Below are 17,011 nucleotides of genomic sequence, written 5' to 3' on the forward strand. Positions count from 1 at the left end.
CCGGCAGGGCACTTCAGGCGTGCGGGCGGCGCACGTCGGTGCGGGAGAAGTCATCCCCCTTGAAGAGGAGCGGCACGTCATGCGCCTTGGCCACGGCATAGGCCATCGGGCTGCTGAAGTTCAAGCCCGCCGGCACATGGCGAAACGGAATGGAGACGGGAACCCGGCCTAGGGCCGCCACCCATCCCGCGGCGCCGCCTCTTCCTTTTCGACGCCGCGCGCCTCCTCCACAACCTCGAGAAGCGCCCTCAGCGCCTCCGGCACGCCCTGGCCCGAGGTGGCGGAGAGGAGCAGAGGCTTCTTCTTCGCCGCGCGCTGGAGGCGCTCCTTCTGCTGCTTGAGCAGTTCGGGCGAGAGGGCATCCACCTTGGAGAGAGCGACGATCTCCGGCTTCTCGTCGAGACCGTGGCCATAGGCGGCAAGCTCGGCGCGGACGGTCTTGTAGGCCTTGCCGGCATGCTCGGAGGTTCCGTCCACCAGATGCAGCAGGGCGCGGCAGCGCTCCACATGGCCGAGGAAGCGGTCGCCGATGCCGATGCCCTCGTGGGCGCCCTCGATCAGGCCGGGAATGTCGGCCAGCACGAACTCGCGCCCGTCCACCCGCACGACGCCGAGGCCGGGATGCAGTGTGGTGAAGGGATAATCGGCGATCTTGGGCTTCGCTGCCGTGGTCGCCGCGAGGAAAGTGGACTTGCCGGCATTGGGCAGGCCGACGAGACCGGCGTCGGCAATCAGCTTCAGCCGCAGCCAGATCCACCGCTCCTGACCTTCGAGGCCGGGATTGGCGCGGCGGGGAGCCTGGTTGGTGGAGGTCTTGAACTGGGCGTTGCCGAAGCCGCCATTGCCGCCTTCGAGGAGCTTGATGCGCTGCCCCACCTCGGTCATGTCGGCGAGGATGGTCTCCTCGTCCTCGTCGAGGATCTGGGTACCGGCCGGCACCTTCAGCACCACGTCGGCACCCTTGGCGCCGGTGCATCTGGCGCCCCTGCCGTGGTCGCCCTTCTTGGCCTTGAAATGCTGCTGGTAGCGGTAATCGATCAGCGTGTTGAGACCGTCGACGCACTCGATCCACACGTCACCGCCGCGTCCGCCGTCGCCGCCATCGGGACCGCCGAACTCGATGAACTTCTCGCGCCGGAACGAGACGCACCCTGCCCCGCCGTCTCCGGAGCGCACATAGACCTTGGCCTGATCGAGGAATTTCATGGGTTCGAGGTAGAGGCCGACGGCCCACAAAGCAAGGCCGCCGACGCACGAGGAGGCACGAAACCCGCCATCAGGGCCGCAGATGCAGCCCCGATGCGGCCGGGCCATCCGCCCTTCCCTGCCTCAGCGCGTGCCCCACTGCTGGTTGGAACGGTCTTCACCGCCGCTCTTGCACGGCCAGGCAACCACGCCCGTTCCGGCCCCGCCGAAACGCGGCACATCAAGGCACATATTGTTCTGGCCGATGATTTCGCCGTTCGCGCCGACCCGCCACTGCTGATTGGCGCCGCCGTTGCACGAATAGATGATGACCCGATCCCCGGCGCGCGCCGCACCGCCCGAAATGTCGACACAACGCCTGCCGGCCCGGATCGTCCCGTCACCCATGAAGGTGAAGGACTGATTGTCGCCGCCGTTGCACGGAAAGACGATAATCGACGTGCCATTGGACTGGTCAAGGCCGCCCTTGACGTCGAGGCAGAGGTTGCTCGCATGGCCCGGCCGCAGTTCGCCCGCACTTGCCCCGCCCACCAGCACACAGCAGAAGGCGGCCGCCGTCATCAGAATTCGCATCATTTTCCCCCCGGAATGAGGTTCCACCCTACCATTACAGCCAAGCTTCGCAACCCCTCCGAGCTTTCAAAGAAAATGGGTTGGGCTCCTCCGATCCCCTGTCAGAGCCACCCCGCCCTTTGACCTTTCCCGCGCGCCGGACCAAAAGACGAACATGAGCCCGCGCACCGTCGACGTCCTGCTCCCCCTCGGCCTCGACGCCGCCTATTCCTACCTCCTGCCCGAGGGGATGGAGGTAGCGCCCGGCGACCTCGTTCATGTCCCGCTGGGCACCAAGAGCGTCATCGGCGTGGTCTGGCCGCGCGCGCAGGCCGTGGGTGGGAAGGCGGTGGAGGCCAGCAAGCTCAAGGCGGTCAAGGCGAAGCTGGACTATGTTCCGCTGCCGCCTGACCTCATCGGGCTCATCGACTGGATGGCCGACTACACGCTGGCGCCGCGCGGCATGGTGCTGCGCATGGCCCTGCGGCACGGCGAAAGCCCCGGTGCGGCGCGCGAACGGGTCGGCGTACGGCTCACCGGCACGGCGCCGGCGCGCATGACAGCCGCCCGTGCGCGGCTTCTGGATACGCTCGCGGATGGCTTCGTGCGCGGGAAGACCGAAGCGGCGCGGGAGGCCGGCGTCTCGCCCTCCGTGGTGGACGGGCTGGTAGATGACGGCACGCTGGAAGCCGTGGTGCTGCCGCCTGAGCCCGCCGCCTACCCGCCCGATCCCGACCACGCGGTGCCCGAACTGTCGCAACCGCAGGCTGAGGCGGCGGCGGCCATGGTCGCGGCGGTGAAGGCGAAGGCGTTCGCCGTGCACCTGCTCGACGGCGTGACCGGCTCCGGCAAGACCGAGACCTATTTCGAGGCGGTGGCGGAAGCGATCCGTGCCGGCAGGCAGGCGCTGATCCTGCTGCCGGAAATCGCCCTCACCCAGGCCTTCCTCGACCGCTTCACCGAGCGCTTCGGCGTGAAGCCGGCGGAATGGCACTCGGGGGTCTCCACCCGGCGCCGCGCGAAGGTGCTGAACGAGGTCGCCTCGGGACAGGTGAAGGTGGTGGCGGGGGCGCGCTCCGCCTTGTTCCTGCCGTTCCGCGACCTCGGCCTCATCATCGTCGATGAAGAGCACGACCCCGCCTACAAGCAGGAGGACGGTGTCTGCTACCACGCGCGCGACATGGCGGTGGTGCGGGCGCGCCTCTCCTCCGCGCCCATCGTGCTGGCCTCGGCGACGCCCTCCATCGAGACCGAGGTGAATGCCCGGCGCGGGCGCTATCGGCGGCTCGCCCTCCCCGTGCGCTTCGGCGGCGCAAAGGTGCCCGGCCTCTCCCCCATCGATCTGCGCAAGGAAGGCCCGCCGCGCGGCCGCTGGATCGCGCCGCGGCTGGAAGCCGAGATCAACACCACGCTGGAGGCGGGCGAGCAGGCGCTGCTCTTCCTCAACCGCCGGGGCTACGCGCCGCTCACGTTGTGCCGCTCCTGCGGCCACCGGATGCGCTGCCCCTCCTGCACCGCCTGGCTGGTGGAGCACCGCTTCCGCCGCCGCCTCACTTGCCACCATTGCGGCTATCAGGCGCCGGTGCCGGAGAAATGCCCCGCCTGCGACGCGCCGGACAGCCTCGTCCCGGTCGGGCCCGGCGTGGAGCGGCTTCAGGAGGAAGTGCAGACCCTTTTCCCCAATGCCCGCGCCCTCGTCCTCTCCTCGGACCTGCTCGGCGGGGTGGAGCGGATGCGCGCCGAACTCGACGCAGTGGCGAAGGGCGACGTGGATGTGGTGGTGGGCACCCAGCTCGTCGCCAAGGGCCACAATTTCCCCGGCCTCGCTCTGGTCGGCGTGGTGGATGCGGATGTCGGCCTCGGCCATGGCGACCCGCGCGCCGCCGAGCGCACCTTCCAGCTGGTGCACCAGGTGGCCGGCCGCGCCGGGCGCGGCAAGGCGGAGGGGCGCGGCTTCATCCAGACCCACATGCCCGAGCATCCGGTGATGCGCGCGCTGGTGACGGGGGATCGCGACGCCTTCTACGACGTGGAGATCGCCGCCCGCGAGGAGGCGCACCTGCCCCCCTTCGGCCGCATGGCGGCGCTCATCGTCTCCGCCAGCGAGGCCCATGTGGCGGAGGGCCATGCCCGGCGCCTCGCCGCTTCCGCGCCCATCCTGCCGGACGTGCGCATCCTCGGCCCGGCGGAGGCGCCCCTTGCCCTGCTGCGCGGCCGCCACCGCTGGCGCCTGCTGGTGCGATCACCGCGCAACTTCGACCTGCCGGCCTATCTCAGGGAATGGCGGGCCGTGGCACCGAAGATCACGGGCAATATCAAGGTGGCCATCGACGTGGACCCGCAGAGCTTCCTGTGAGCAGCGCCATCGACCGCCCCGCCGCCCGGCTCCTCGTGCTCGATGGGGAGGACCGGCTGCTGCTGTTCCGCTTCGCCTATGCCGAGGGCGCCCTCGCCGGAAACGTCTTCTGGGCACCGCCCGGCGGCGGGCTGGAGCCGGGCGAGACCTATGAGGCCGCCGCCTGCCGCGAGCTTTTGGAGGAAACCGGCCTCCGCATTGCGCATCCCGGCCCGGCCGTCGCCCAGCGCGAGGTCTCGTTCACGATGCCGGACGGGCAGCGGGTGCGCTCGCGGGAGTTCTATTTCCTCGTGCGCGCACCGGGCCTCGTGGTCTCGTCCGCCGGCTGGTCGGCCGACGAGCGCAAGGCGCTCGTGCATCACGCCTGGTGGACGCGGGATGCGCTGGCCTCTCTCGCGGAGCAGGTGTGGCCGGAGGATATTTTCGTGATGCTCGCAGAGGCGGGCGTCTGGCGCTGATGGTGCGTCAATGCCGGCGCCACTGTCCCGCTTGCTCGCCGCGCGCCGTTGGGCACAATCCGCCGCCATGCTCGCTCTCGCCGAATCAGCGGACCTCTCCCTCGCGCGGATCGACCTCCGCGGTGCGGAGCTTGAGCTTGACCCATCCGGTGCCCTGCTCTGGCCGGACGAGCGGCTGATGGTGGTGGCGGACCTGCACCTGGAGAAGGGTTCCGCCTTCGCCCGCCGCGGCCAGATGCTGCCGCCCTACGACACCCTGGACACGTTAAAGCGCCTGTCGGCCGTGGTCGCCCTGCACCAGCCGCGCATGGTGATCGCGCTGGGCGACAGCCTGCACGACCGCTGGGCCGGAGAGCGCATGGCCGACCCGCTCCGCGACGAGATCCGCCGCATCCAGACCGGCCGCACCTTCATCTGGATCGCCGGCAACCACGATCCCCTGCCCCACGACCTCGGCGGCGAGGGCACGGCCATGCTCGCCCTTGGCCCCCTGCTCTTCCGCCACGAGCCGGAAGAGGGGCCGGCGCCGGGCGAGGTGTGCGGCCATCTCCATCCCGCTGCGCGGGTGGTGATGCGCGGACGGGGCGTGCGGCGTCGGTGTTTCGTCACCGATGGCAGCCGCATGATCCTGCCGGCGTTCGGCGCCTATGCCGGCGGCCTGAGCGTCGCCGATCCCGCGATCGCACGGCTGTTCCCGGCGCGGCGCTTTACCGCCCACCTGCTGGGGGCGGGGCGCACCTATGGGATGCCCTCGTCCGCCTGCCTCTGAAATAAGAACTCTCAGCGGCGACGGCGGATGCGGACGTAGAGCGCGCCCTCCCCGCCATGGCGGCGTCCGGCGGACTCAAACCCCACCACCACCGCCCGCAGGTCCGGCTCGGCAAGCCACAGCGGCACCGCCCGCTTGAGCACGCCCCGGCCCTCGCCGAAGGCCGGCCCCGAACTCATCAGGCGCTCGGGATCGCCCTTGCCGGTGATGACCAGCACCAGCGCATGGCCGCTCGCCTGCGCCTCCATGAGGAACAGGCGCAGGCGGCGATGGGCGGCCGCCTGGGTGAGGCCGTGCAGGTCGAGGCGCGCATCCACTTCCGCCCCACGGGTGAGGCGGCGGCGGGTCTTCGGCTCCAGCGCGGCCAGAGGCGGGGGCGGCGGGGACGTTGGGGCGACGACCTTGGCCGGCGTTCCGGCCTTGGCTTTCGTTTTCGCCTTCGGCTCGGGCGGCGGCGCGACGACGGGGGGCGGCTCGGGGGCGGGGACCAGAGGCGGCGCGACAACGGGCTTTTCAGGCCGCAGGCGCTTCACCGAGCGCACCACATGGTCCCACAGCGCGCGCTCTTCTGCGTCGAGTATCCGGCGGCGGCCCCGGCGGCTCATGGCGTGCCTCCGGAGTCCACCTTGGCGAAGCGTGGCACCAGCATGGTGAACTTGCCCGAATGCCGGATGCGGCCCGCTACCGCGCCCGCTGCATCGCCCGCACCGAAAAAGAGATCCGCCCGCGCCGGTCCGACGATGGCCGAGCCGGTGTCCTGCGCGATCATCAGTCGACGGAACGGCTCGGCCGTGCCGGGAGCGGAGAGCGGCAGGTCGGCCTCCACGAAGATGGGCGTGCCGTAGGTGTGGAGCTTGCGGTCCACCGCCAGCGAGCGCCCCGCCGTGAGCGAAACGCCCTGCGCGCCCATGGCACCCGCATCGACGCCAAGCGTCAGGGCCTTGAAGAAGGTGAAGGTCGGGTTCTCCCGCCGCAAGGCGCGGCCCGCCGCGGGATCAGCCTCCATGAAGGCGCGGATGCGCGCCATGGACATCTCTTCCCGCGGCACCAGCCCCCGCTGGATCAGGAGACGCCCCACCGCCACATAGGGCTGGCCGTTGAAGCCGTCATAACCCAGCCGAAGGATCCGGCCATCCGGGAGACGCACGCGGGCGGAGCCCTGGATCTGCATGAAGAACAGATCGACGGGATCCTTGAGCCAGACAATCTCCAGCCCGCGCCCCGCCAAGGCGCCATCCTCGATGGCGGCGCGATCGTGATACGGCACGAGGGCGTCCCCCTCCCGCCGGAAGGCAGAGCCGGAATTGGGCGTGGCCCCGGGACCCGTCATGACGAGATCGCCGGGACGTCCATAGACCGGAACATCGAAGCCGCTGCCGGGCTGGAGCGCACCCTCTACCTCCGGCTCGTAATAGCCGGTGTAGTAGCCGCCCGTGCCGCCGTCCGGAATCACCCGCCACGCGCGGAAATTGGCCTCGAAGAACAGGCGGGCGAGAAGGGGAGTGGGTGCGTCCGGACCAAGCCGCGCGGCCGCAGCGCAGGCGTGGCGCAGTCCGAGCCGGAGCGTCGGTGCGGAAGCCGGCCCCACATCTTTCGGCGGTGACTTCAAAGCCGCGCAGCTGACGCGGAAGGTGGCGAAGGCCGCGGCGTGGTCGTCGGCGGCCCAGCCGTCGAGGTCCGTGAAGGCGACGGGCTCGAGCCGCGCGCCGGCCACGGCGGGAACGATGGGCTGGAGCGTCATGGCCGGTGCCGGAATGGGGCGGGAGGCCGGGGCGGCGACGCAGGAGGACGTCGCCGCAAAGAGCGCCACCACGATCCCGGTGAGGCTCGCGCATCGTGCGGCAACGCCAGGAGCGAAGCGCCGCACGCCGGCTGTGACGGCGCGCGCCTGTGCCATGGGCTACTGGGCGGCTTCCGTCGCCACCAGCTTCCAGTTGGGGTCCCGCGTGCCGAGATCGCGGGCGAAGGTCCACACGTCGGTCACATCGGCCACCGTGTCCGGGCTGCCATCCACAACCGAGCCGTCCGGGCCGCGGGTGACGGAAATGAGCTTCGACACGAACCGAACGGTCAGCTGCGCATTGGTCCCGCGCACGGTGACGTCCTGCAGGTCCGCCGATTCGATGGAGACGAAGCGCGATTCCATCGTCTCCTTGCGGCTCTCGCGGTCGGCGATGGCGGAGACGAAGCCGTCATAGACGTCCTTGGCGAGCAGATCCTTGAGCTGGCGACGGTCGCCCGTGGCGAAGGCGGTGACGATCATCTCGTAGGCCGCGCGGGCGCCGGTCAGGAAGTGCTTGGCGTCGAAGTCCGGCTCGATACGGGCGATCTCGTCGAGCGCGGAGGCGGTGGCGGATCCTTCCGCCGCAACCCCCTCCCAGCGGAAGGCCGGCGCCTCGACCTCGGCCGGGCCTGCGGCGCCGGGCGGCGGTCCGTTGCGCTCGGGCAGCGTCACCACCTTGCCCTCGGGGGCCGGCTGCGGCGGACGTGCGGTATCGCGGGAATAGGGATCATAAGGCGGGCGCTCACGCCCCGTCCTCTGCCCCAGAACGCTGCGCAGCCGGACGAAGATGAAGACCGCAAGGGCCAGGAAGATGATCGTGTAGATGTCCAGCACTGCGCTTCGCCATGCCTCTCGGGCGCGCCGATCTTCGGCCCGCCGGGTTGCCTCGACCGGTTGCGCGCGCCCCGCCGCGTGCGCTTCCTGCCCATCAGCTTATGTACGTCGAAGCTGACGTATCGCCAGCCCCTGCGCCTCAGAAGCTCACATTTTCCAAGGAAGCTTAAGCCACCGGGGCCGCATGCGCCACCTCCCGCCGGCAGATCGCGGAGGCTGTCATCACCTTGACCTCAGGGAGGCACTGACCTACGGTCATTCAAAACGATTAGATTTCGGCCAAAGAAGCCGAATGTCAGGGAGAGAGACACCATGCGCCGGTTTCTGATGGCGGGGCTCGCCCTCGCCGTATCGTCTATTGCCGCCCTTGCACCGAACGCCGCGACGGCGGCCTACCCCGACCGCCCCATCACGCTCATCGTGCCGTGGAACGCCGGCGGCGGAACCGATGCGGTCGCGCGCATCGTCGCCTCTCTTCTTGAGAAGGATCTGGGGCAGCCCATCGCGGTGGTGAATCGCACCGGCGGGCAGGGCGTGGTGGGTCATCAGGCCATCGCCGATGCGGCCCCGGACGGCTACACCATCGGCATCATCACCGTCGAGATCGGGATGATGCACTGGCAGGGCCTGACCCAACTTACCGGCGCCTCCTACACCCCCCTCGCCCTCATGAACGAGGACCCCGCCGGCGTGCAGGTGCGTACGGACGCCTCCTACAAGACGCTCGACGACCTGATCGCCGACATCAAGGCCAACCCCGGCAAGTTCAAGGCCTCCGGCACCGGTCAGGGCGGCATCTGGCACCTCGCCCTTGCCGGCATGCTCTCGTCCCTGAAGCTCGATCCGAAGAGCGTGCCGTGGGTGCCCTCCAACGGCGCGGCGCCCGGACTGCAGGACCTCGTGGCGGGCGGCGTGCAGGTCGTCACCTGCTCCATCCCCGAGGCGCGCTCGCTCATCGACGCCAAGCGCGTGAAGAGCCTCGCCATCATGGCGAGCGAACGCTCCAAGCTGATGCCCGATATTCCCACCCTGAAGGAAGCCACCGGCAGCAGCTGGACCATCGGCGCATGGCGCGGCTTCGCCGCCCCCAAGGGCCTCGACAAGGCGGCCTCGGACAAGCTCCAGGCGGCCCTCAAGAAGGTCTACGACAGCAAGGAATATCAGGAGTTCCTCACCAATCGCGGGTTCGGCGGGCGCTATGCGGACGGCCCCGGCTTCGCCGAGTTCATGGCCAAGGCGGATGCCTCCCTCGGCGCCGTCATGAAGGAAGTCGGCCTCGCCAAATAGCGACGGCTCCTGAACGCGGCGGCCCGGACCGCCGCTTCCTCCCTGCGACGCCGGAGCCGCATCATGCGCTTCAGTGACCTGATCCTCGGCCTGCTGCTGCTCGCGGGGGCCGCCGTCTTGTTCTCGGCCGCATCCGGGCTGCCACCCATTCCGGGGCAGGCCTACGGCGCGGATGTCTTCCCCGTTCTGACGGCCGCAGGCCTTGCCGCCTGCGGCTTCATCCTGACGGTGGGCTCGGTTCGCGCCGGCCCCTTCCCGCTCGCGCAGACCACATGGGTGCGCACGCCCGGCGCCAGCTTCAGGGCGGCGGCGACGATCGCGCTTGTCCTCGCCTATATCGTGCTGACGCCGCTCATCGGCTTCGTCGCCACGGCGACCGTGGTCCTGACCGGCCTTTTCCTGGTGGTGCGGGTGCCGGTGGCGCAGGCGATCGGAATTGCACTGGCGACGGCCCTCTTCACCTACCTCTCCTTCAACATGTTCCTGCGCGTCCCGCTACCGCGCGGCCTCGTGGAAGGCTTCCTGCCATGAACGCCGTGCTCGCCGGCCTCGACCTCGTCCTGCGCTGGGACGTGATGCTCACCATCCTCGTCGCGTCGGCCTTCGGCCTCGTGGTCGGCGCCATACCGGGCCTGACGGCGACGATGGCCATCGCCCTCCTCGTCCCGATCACCTTCTTCATGGACCCCATCCCCGCCGTGGGCGCCATGATCTCCTGCTCGGCCATGGCGATCTTCGCCGGCGACATCCCGGCAACGCTGATGCGCATGCCCGGCACGCCGGCCTCGGCCGCCTATTCCGACGAGTGCTACGCCATGACCCGCAAGGGTGAGGCGGAAGTGGCGCTCGGTGCCAACGTGCTGTTCTCGGCGCTGGGCGGCCTGTTCGGCACGGCCATCCTCATCGTCTCCGCGCCGCTGCTCGCGGAGATCGCGCTGGGCTTCTCGTCGTTCGAATATTTCTGGCTGGCGCTGATGGGGCTGGCCTGCGCCATCTTCATCGGCTCGGGCTCGCCGGTGAAGGGGCTGGTGTCGCTGTTCCTCGGGCTGTTCGTGTCGCAGATCGGCATCGACAATCCGGCCGGGGTACCGCGCTTCACCTTCGGCAATTCCAACCTGCTCGGCGGGGTGGACTTCATCCCGGCCATGATCGGCCTGTTCGCCATGTCGGAAGTGATCCGCACCATGGCGGCCGGCGCGCCCGACTGGTCGGTGCGTCAGACCTCCCTCGGCAATCCGCTGAAAGGCTGGGGCCACCTCATAGTGAAATACTGGCCGCAGCAGATCCGCGGCAACATCACGGGCACCGCCATCGGCATCCTGCCGGGAGCCGGCGCGGACATCGCCGCCTGGGTGTCCTACGCCATGAGCCGGAAGTTCTCGAAGACACCGGAAAAGTTCGGCACCGGCCATGTGGAAGGCATCATCGAGAGCACATCCGCCAACAATGCGGCCCTGGCCGGCGCCTGGGTGCCGGCGCTGGTGTTCGGCATTCCGGGAGACAGCATCACCGCCATCGTCATCGGAGTGCTCTATCTCAAGGGCCTCAATCCGGGTCCGACGCTGTTCCTGAACAACCCGGAATCCATCTACGCGGTCTTCATCATCTTCATCATCGCCAACCTCGCGATGATCCCGCTCGGCCTCGCCGCGCTGAAGGCGGGAACCGCCCTGCTGCGTTTCCCCCGGCGCATTCTCATCCCGCTCATCCTGCTGTTCTGCATCGTCGGTGCCTATGCGGTGAACAACTCGGCCTATGGCGTGGTGCTGATGCTGGTGTTCGGCGTGCTCGGCTTCCTCATGGAGGAGCACGACATCCCCATTGCCCCGTGCGTGCTGGGCATCGTGCTCGGCAAGATGCTGGAGGAGAGCTTCGTCACCTCCATGATCAAGGCGGACGGAAACCTCCTCGCCTTCTTCGAGCGACCCATCGCGGGCGGGCTCGGCGTGCTGACGCTGCTGATCTTCTGCCTGCCCATCTGGGGGGCGCTAAAGCGACGGCGCGCGTCCGTGGCCTGAGGCATCGGGGAACCGCATCGGCTCCGCCGGGCTTGAGGTCCTGCCGGCAAAGGCGAAGCCGGCACGCTTGCGTCGCGGCCACGCTTGGCGCAGTAGAAGCTCTCCATCATCGGACTCTCCAATGGCTCCCACAGTCCTGCTTGCGGATATCGGCGGTACAACCACCCGGGTCGCCCGGGCCGGTGCCGACGGCATCCCGTTCGATGTCCGGCTCGAAGCCAACGATTCCTATGCCTCGCTCGAGGATCTGCTGGGCACCTACCTCGCGTCCGTGAGCGGGGAGGCCCCGAGCTGCGGGGCACTGGCGGTCGCCGGCCCCATCGACGGCGATGACGTGCGGCTGACCAACCGCAACTGGCGCTTCTCGACCGAGAAGCTCGCGGCCGATCTCTCCTTTCGCCGGCTCTCGGTGCTCAACGATTTCGAGGCGTTCGCCCACGGGCTGCCGCTGCTCACCCGCGACGATTTGCTGGAGGTGGGCACCGGCCGTGCGGTCGCCGGCGCGCCCATGCTGCTGTCCGGCCCCGGAACCGGGCTCGGCACCGCCCTCATCCTGCCGCGCGAGGCCGGCTACGAGGTGCTGGCCAGCGAGGCCGGGCACATGCGTCTCGGCGCGGTGACGACCGACGAAGCCCGCATCGTCGCCCATCTGGTGCGCGACCTCGGCCCGGTGTCGGTGGAGCACGTGCTCTCCGGTCCCGGACTTGTGCGCCTGCACCGCATCCTCTCCGGCGAGAGCCTGTCCTCCCACGCCATCATCAAGGCGGCGCTGGACGGCCAGCGGCAGGAAAAGGAAAGCTGCCACATCTTCCTGCGCCTGCTCGGCCGGGTGCTGGGCGACCTCGCGCTCGCCGTGGATGCCAAGGGCGGCGTCTATGTGGGCGGCGGCGTGGGTCGGGCCATGGCGCATCTTTTCGCCGAGAGCCCGTTCCGCACCGCGTTCGAGGAGCACCCGCCCTATCACGACCGCCTCGCGCAGATCCCCATCCATGTGGTGATGCACGCGACCCCCGGCCTCGTGGGCATCGGCGAGATCGGCCGCCGCCTGCTGGTGGAGTGCTGACCCAACCGCTCAGGCTGCGGCGCGGGCCTCCCGGCCGCAGAAGGCGGCGATCAGGCCGGCAAGCTCCCGCGAGGCGGAACACGCGTCGCTCGCAGCCCGTAGCGCGAGTTCCGTCGGCGGGATCGCCGGCCAAAGGTCCGATGTGCGCAATTCCCGGAGCTTCGGGTTGAGCGCGAGATCGCTCAGGACCGTCACCCCCAGCCCGCCCGCAAGCGCCGCCTCGATGCCGATCAGGCTCGGGCATTCATAGGCCACGCGCCAGGAACGACCGGCCTTTTCCAGGGCGTGGACGGCCCGGTTGCGGTAGAGGCAGCCCTGCCGGAAGGCCGCGAGGCTCACCACCGCCTCGTCCGGCTCGAAGCCCGCCCCGCAGACCCATACCAGCCGCTCCGGCCAGGCCTCCACCGCGGGGCCGGCCCCCGGCTCGCGCTTCAGCAGCACCACGTCTAGCTCGCCGCGGGCGAAGCCGGCATCGAGATCGCAGCTCAGCCCGCACTCCACCGCGAGACGCACCGCGGGCCGGCTGCGTGCGAACTCGGCCACCACGGAGGTCAGGGCGGCCAGGGCGAAATCGTCCGGAATGCCGAGCCGCACCACCCGCGCCGGCGCCACACCCGACAGGGCCGCGCGCGCCTCCGCACCAAGCGCGAGGATCCGCCGGGCATAGCCGAGCAGGCGCTCGCCTTCGGCCGTCAGGCTGACGCCACGGGCGTCGCGGTTCAAAAGCTGGTGGCCGAGCTGATCCTCCAGCCGCCGCACCTGCTGGCTCACGGTGGATTGGGTGCGATGGACGCGCTCTCCCGCACGGGTGAAGCCGCCTGCATCCACCACGCTGACGAACGCCTTGAGAAGATCCATGTCCAACATGGCAGCACCTGACATTTGAATTTCCACTAGCCAACATCAAATCATTCAATTTTTCAATGTTGCCTCGGCGTGCTTCTCTGCGGTTCAGGAGATGTCATGACCGCCACGCCCCTTCCCCTCGTCGCCTCGCGCCGGACAGACGCGCTGCTGCCCGTCTTCATCGCAGCGTTCTGCATCATCTGGAGCTCGGCCTTTGCGGTCGCCAAGGTGGCGCTGGCGGATTGTCCGCCCTTGCTGCTCCTCTCCGGGCGCTTCCTTGCGGCCGGGCTGCTTGTGCTCGTCGGCTGCGTGCTGTTCCTGCCCGCCTCCCATTTCCGCCGCCTGAACATGCGCGATATCGCGGCGCTCGCGGCGATGGGCATCCTCAACAACGCGGTCTATCTGGGCCTGAGCTACGTGGGCATGACCCATGTGTCGGCGGGCTTCACGGCCGTCCTCGTCTCCGCCAACCCGCTGCTGACGGCGCTCGGCGCGGCGGTGCTGTTGGGGGAGCGGCTGACGGGCCGCAAACTGCTCGGGCTCGTTCTGGGCATGATCGGCGTGGCCATCGTGGTGCGCTCGCGCATCGTCTCGGGGCATGAGGATCCGCTCGGCACCGCCTATGTGGTCGGGGCCCTGATGGCACTCACCGCCGCGACGCTCATGTTCAAGAAGGTGCGCACCTCTGCCTCCCTGTTCGTCGGCAGCGGCATCCAGTCTTTGGCGGGCGGGATCGCGCTGCTGCCGGTGGCGCTGTGGCGGGAGGACGTGGCGTCCATCCATCCCACGCTCTCGCTCGGCCTCTCCTTCGCCTGGCTCACGCTGGCGGGCTCGGTCGGAGCGTTCAGCCTGTGGTTCTTCATCCTCGGCCGCACCAGCGCCACCCGCGCGAGCGCCCTGCACTTCCTGATGCCGCCGCTCGGGCTGATGTTCGGATGGCTGCTGCTGGGCGAACCGGTGCCGCCGCTCGACCTCGTCGGCATCGTGCCGATCGCCCTCGGCATCCGCCTCGTGACGACAACGCCATCGGCTCAGAAACGGTAATAGACGGCGAGTACCAGGCCGTTCTCCTGCGGCGCGTTGCGGGCGAAAACGGTGCTGACCACGGACAACTGCACGGTGACGGCCGCCGAGAGATCGTAGGCCGCCCCGAACTGCAACTTGTAATACTCATAGGAGTCGCCGAAGTACGGCCCCGTGCCCGCCCCCTCCGAGATCACGTTGAACGACTGGGCAAGCAGCTGCCAGCGCTCCGCGACGCGCCAGCCCAGCGTGACATCGAGATGCAGTTCGTCCGGCGGCGGACCGAAGCGCATGCGCTGGGCCAGCTGGACATCGAGGAAGGCAGCCTTTCCGAACATGGTGAAAGACAAGCCGTAGAGCAGACGGAGATCGAGCTCTGGGTCCTCATAGCCCACCGCTGCGGCGCTCTCAGAATTGCCCGTGCCCGGAAAGCGTCCGACGACCTGCGCCGAGACCACGCTCGCCTCGTCCCGCCACAAGCGCATGCGCGCGCCCACGTCCTGATAGCCCGGCCCGGTATAGGACGAGGGCGACGGCTCGCCGAACGAGACATAGAGGAATTGCGGCGCCGCGATCAGCGTCAGCCAGTCGGTCGCGCCATACTCGAAGACGAGGGTGACCTCCACCTTGTCGTAGGGACGGCTGGCATAGAGATCGTAGGACGGGCCGAACTCGGTCGCGGAATAGGCCGCCGAGCTTTGCAGGATCACCTGCCCGTGCCCCTCCTCCTGCGTCCAGGCGCCAGCAAGCGCCGGCGCGGGAACGGCGAGGAGGATCGAGGCGATGAGCACGGGGCCGAACCCGGACCAATCGCAAACCGATTTGCCGAAGTGGATTTTTCCGCACGCCAGTCCGCCGGCGGCAAGACATGCCCGCCCGGCCGTGATCCGGTGCTTGAGATAATCCCCCATCCGCATGCCCTGACCCCATGCGGGTTGAAACTATACCTTAACGCCGCGTAAGGGCACGCCTGACGTAAAGTGACCTTGCGTAAATTTCATCCAGCCTTGTCTTGCCGCCCCAACGCGAACCCACCATATTGACGGCGAACGTACAGGCGCGGCCTCGGCCGGTCTTGGACGTTTGAGATTTCTTCAAGGGGAACGACGATGTCCGATTATGATCGCAACGTCGCCGGGCGTTTCAACCCGTCGGTGGCACGCTCGCAGGCCGCGATCGACCAGGGGCTGCGCACGTACATGCTCAGCGTGTACAACTATATGGCGCTCGGCCTCGCCATCACGGGTGCTGCTGCGCTCGGCATCTACATGCTGTCGGTGACCACCGATCCCGCGTCCGCCGCGGGCCGGATCGCGGGCGGCATCATGCTGACGCAGTTCGGCTACGCGCTGTTCGTGAGCCCGCTGAAGTGGGTGGTGATGCTGGCCCCCCTCGCGGCGGTCTTCTTCCTGAGCTTCCGCATCGAGCGCATGAGCGTATCGGCCGCCCAGCTGACCTTCTGGGTCTATGCGGCGCTGGTGGGCATCTCGCTCTCGACGATCTTCCTCGTGTACACCCACGAGAGCGTCGTGCGGGTGTTCTTCATCACCGCCGCCTCGTTCGGTGCGCTGAGCCTCTACGGCTACACCACGAAGCGTGACCTGTCCGGCATGGGTTCCTTCCTGATGATGGGCCTGTTCGGCATCATCATCGCCTCGCTGGTGAACATCTTCCTCGGCTCCACGATGCTTCAGTTCATCGTGTCCGTGGTCGGCGTGCTGGTTTTCGCGGGCCTCACCGCCTACGACACGCAGCGCATCAAGGAAATGTACTTCGCTGGCGACGATGTCGCCGTCGCGGGGAAGAAGGCCATCATGGGCGCGCTCGCGCTCTACCTGGACTTCATCAACATGTTCATGATGCTGTTGCAGCTTTTCGGCAACCGCAACAACTGACGCGACGCCCCCTCGGGGGCTCGCCCGAAACAGGAAGGCCCCGGCATTGCCGGGGCCTTTTTCTTGAGCGCGGAGATCGGACGACGGGTCAGCCGCGGCCGATGAAGGGCATCTTGGTGGCCATCACCGTCATGAACTGCACGTTGGCGTCCAGCGGCAGGCTCGCCATGTAGACCACCGCGCTTGCCACATGGGCGACATCCATCACCGGCTCCACCTTGATGGAGAGGTCCGCCTGGGGCACGCCCGCCTTCATCTTCTGCGCCATGGGCGTGTCGGCATTGCCGATGTCGATCTGGCCACAGGCGATGTCGTAGGCGCGCCCGTCCAGCGACGTGGACTTGGTGAGCCCGGTGATGGCGTGCTTCGTGGAGGTGTAGGGCGCCGAGAACGGCCGGGGTGCCGTCGCCGAGATGGAACCGTTGTTGATGATCCGCCCGCCGCGCGGCTCCTGCGCCTTCATCACCCGGAACGCCTCCTGGGTACACAGGAAGGGGCCGGTGAGGTTCGTGGAAACCACCTGCTGCCACTGGGCAAAGGTGAGATCCTCCAGCGGGATCGCCGGGGCGCCGGTGCCAGCGTTGTTGAACAGAAGGTCGAGGCGCCCGAACGTCTCGACAGTCGCCGCGAACAGGGCGCGCACGGCATCCGGATCGGTCACATCGGTCGGGACGGCGAGGCTCGGCGCATCGCCGAGAGCCGCCACGGTCTCTTCCAGAGCATCCAGCCTGCGTCCGGCGAGGGCCACCGCATAGCCCGCTTCGGCCAACCCCACGGCCACCGCCCGACCGACACCCGAGCCGGCTCCGGTCACGATGGCGACCTTTCGTCCTGCCTTGCTCATTTGCTTCCTCCCGCCTTTTTGCCGGGCGGTTCTAAATCGTTTCGAAGCTCGTCGACAAGGCAGATCGGATGGTAGGC

At 68.7% G+C, this 17,011-nt stretch carries 18 protein-coding genes; 9 read left to right on the forward strand and 9 right to left on the reverse strand.

Going from position 1 to position 17,011, the window contains the following annotated elements; translation table 11 throughout:
* Positions 1–13: 13 nt before the first annotated feature.
* From A37E_RS27155 to A37E_RS0108175, 3 genes are all read right to left on the reverse strand, one after another.
* Complete coding sequence (locus A37E_RS27155) at positions 14–124, reverse strand: type II toxin-antitoxin system VapC family toxin (protein WP_197022945.1); 111 nt, start codon at positions 122–124, stop codon at positions 14–16.
* A 44-nt stretch (positions 125–168) separates the two neighbouring features.
* Positions 169–1,206 carry a GTPase ObgE gene (obgE, locus tag A37E_RS0108170; protein WP_024276730.1) on the reverse strand — a complete coding sequence of 346 codons (1,038 nt, stop codon included), beginning with the start codon at positions 1,204–1,206 and terminating at the stop codon, positions 169–171.
* 123 nt (positions 1,207–1,329) lie between these two features.
* Complete coding sequence (locus A37E_RS0108175) at positions 1,330–1,782, reverse strand: RICIN domain-containing protein (RefSeq protein ID WP_081837509.1); 453 nt, start codon at positions 1,780–1,782, stop codon at positions 1,330–1,332.
* 151 nt (positions 1,783–1,933) lie between these two features.
* On the opposite strand from A37E_RS0108175, the gene A37E_RS0108180 reads away from it, so the two are divergent.
* The 3 genes from A37E_RS0108180 (at position 1,934) to pdeM (ending at position 5,341) form a co-directional block, all read left to right on the forward strand.
* Positions 1,934–4,114 (forward strand): primosomal protein N', encoded by a 2,181-nt coding sequence (locus A37E_RS0108180; protein WP_029556154.1) that lies wholly within the window; start codon positions 1,934–1,936, stop codon positions 4,112–4,114.
* Entirely contained in the window at positions 4,111–4,572 is a 462-nt protein-coding gene (locus A37E_RS0108185; RefSeq protein WP_029556155.1) for an NUDIX domain-containing protein, read from the forward strand. Before A37E_RS0108180 ends, A37E_RS0108185 begins: the two co-directional genes overlap by 4 nt.
* Positions 4,573–4,639: 67 nt before the next feature.
* Entirely contained in the window at positions 4,640–5,341 is a 702-nt protein-coding gene (gene pdeM, locus A37E_RS0108190; protein WP_029556156.1) for a ligase-associated DNA damage response endonuclease PdeM, read from the forward strand.
* 11 nt (positions 5,342–5,352) lie between these two features.
* On the opposite strand, the gene A37E_RS0108195 is transcribed toward pdeM, so the two are convergent.
* From A37E_RS0108195 to A37E_RS0108205, 3 genes are read right to left on the reverse strand one after another with little or no spacing between them, the layout of a single operon-like run.
* Positions 5,353–5,946 carry a Smr/MutS family protein gene (locus A37E_RS0108195; RefSeq protein WP_029556157.1) on the reverse strand — a complete coding sequence of 198 codons (594 nt, stop codon included), beginning with the start codon at positions 5,944–5,946 and terminating at the stop codon, positions 5,353–5,355.
* Positions 5,943–7,238, reverse strand: coding sequence for an MltA domain-containing protein (locus A37E_RS0108200; RefSeq protein ID WP_081837511.1), 1,296 nt, complete (start codon positions 7,236–7,238; stop codon positions 5,943–5,945). Before A37E_RS0108200 ends, A37E_RS0108195 begins: the two co-directional genes overlap by 4 nt.
* 3 nt (positions 7,239–7,241) lie before the next feature.
* Positions 7,242–7,955: a Tim44/TimA family putative adaptor protein gene (locus A37E_RS0108205; RefSeq protein WP_197023055.1), complete on the reverse strand. Its 714-nt coding sequence runs from the start codon at positions 7,953–7,955 to the stop codon at positions 7,242–7,244.
* A 315-nt stretch (positions 7,956–8,270) separates the two neighbouring features.
* On the opposite strand from A37E_RS0108205, the gene A37E_RS0108210 reads away from it, so the two are divergent.
* The 4 genes from A37E_RS0108210 to A37E_RS0108225 all read left to right on the forward strand — a co-directional run bounded on the left by A37E_RS0108210 (position 8,271) and on the right by A37E_RS0108225 (position 12,326).
* The gene (locus A37E_RS0108210) at positions 8,271–9,245 is read left to right on the forward strand and encodes a tripartite tricarboxylate transporter substrate binding protein (RefSeq protein ID WP_029556160.1); all 975 of its coding nucleotides are present in this window, start codon (positions 8,271–8,273) and stop codon (positions 9,243–9,245) included.
* Positions 9,246–9,308: 63 nt separating this feature from the next.
* Positions 9,309–9,776: a tripartite tricarboxylate transporter TctB family protein gene (locus A37E_RS0108215; protein ID WP_029556161.1), complete on the forward strand. Its 468-nt coding sequence runs from the start codon at positions 9,309–9,311 to the stop codon at positions 9,774–9,776.
* The gene (locus A37E_RS0108220; RefSeq protein WP_029556162.1) at positions 9,773–11,263 is read left to right on the forward strand and encodes a tripartite tricarboxylate transporter permease; all 1,491 of its coding nucleotides are present in this window, start codon (positions 9,773–9,775) and stop codon (positions 11,261–11,263) included. Before A37E_RS0108215 ends, A37E_RS0108220 begins: the two co-directional genes overlap by 4 nt.
* Before the next feature lie 121 nt (positions 11,264–11,384).
* A complete protein-coding gene (locus A37E_RS0108225; RefSeq protein ID WP_024276719.1) occupies positions 11,385–12,326 on the forward strand; it encodes an ROK family protein in 942 nt (313 codons plus the stop codon).
* Positions 12,327–12,335: 9 nt separating this feature from the next.
* Here A37E_RS0108225 and A37E_RS0108230 read toward each other — a convergent pair whose 3' ends face one another.
* Positions 12,336–13,193, reverse strand: a complete 858-nt coding sequence (locus A37E_RS0108230; RefSeq protein ID WP_029556164.1) for a LysR family transcriptional regulator — start codon at positions 13,191–13,193, stop codon at positions 12,336–12,338.
* Between the two features lie 96 nt (positions 13,194–13,289).
* On the opposite strand from A37E_RS0108230, the gene A37E_RS25200 reads away from it, so the two are divergent.
* Entirely contained in the window at positions 13,290–14,216 is a 927-nt protein-coding gene (locus A37E_RS25200) for a DMT family transporter (RefSeq protein ID WP_051678876.1), read from the forward strand.
* Here the strand turns inward: A37E_RS25200 and A37E_RS0108240 are convergent.
* Positions 14,204–14,986, reverse strand: coding sequence for a hypothetical protein (locus A37E_RS0108240; RefSeq protein ID WP_029556165.1), 783 nt, complete (start codon positions 14,984–14,986; stop codon positions 14,204–14,206). The genes A37E_RS25200 and A37E_RS0108240 overlap by 13 nt on opposite strands.
* A gap of 318 nt (positions 14,987–15,304) precedes the next feature.
* Between A37E_RS0108240 and A37E_RS0108245 the strand changes: the two genes are divergently transcribed.
* A complete protein-coding gene (locus A37E_RS0108245; RefSeq protein WP_029556166.1) occupies positions 15,305–16,090 on the forward strand; it encodes a Bax inhibitor-1/YccA family protein in 786 nt (261 codons plus the stop codon).
* A gap of 88 nt (positions 16,091–16,178) precedes the next feature.
* On the opposite strand, the gene A37E_RS0108250 is transcribed toward A37E_RS0108245, so the two are convergent.
* The gene (locus A37E_RS0108250; RefSeq protein WP_029556167.1) at positions 16,179–16,934 is read right to left on the reverse strand and encodes an SDR family oxidoreductase; all 756 of its coding nucleotides are present in this window, start codon (positions 16,932–16,934) and stop codon (positions 16,179–16,181) included.
* Between the last annotated feature and the right edge of the window lie 77 nt (positions 16,935–17,011).

It is taken from the genome of Xanthobacter sp. 91, assembly GCF_000702385.1.
GTDB classification, from domain to species: Bacteria; Pseudomonadota; Alphaproteobacteria; order Rhizobiales; family Xanthobacteraceae; genus Xanthobacter; species Xanthobacter aminoxidans.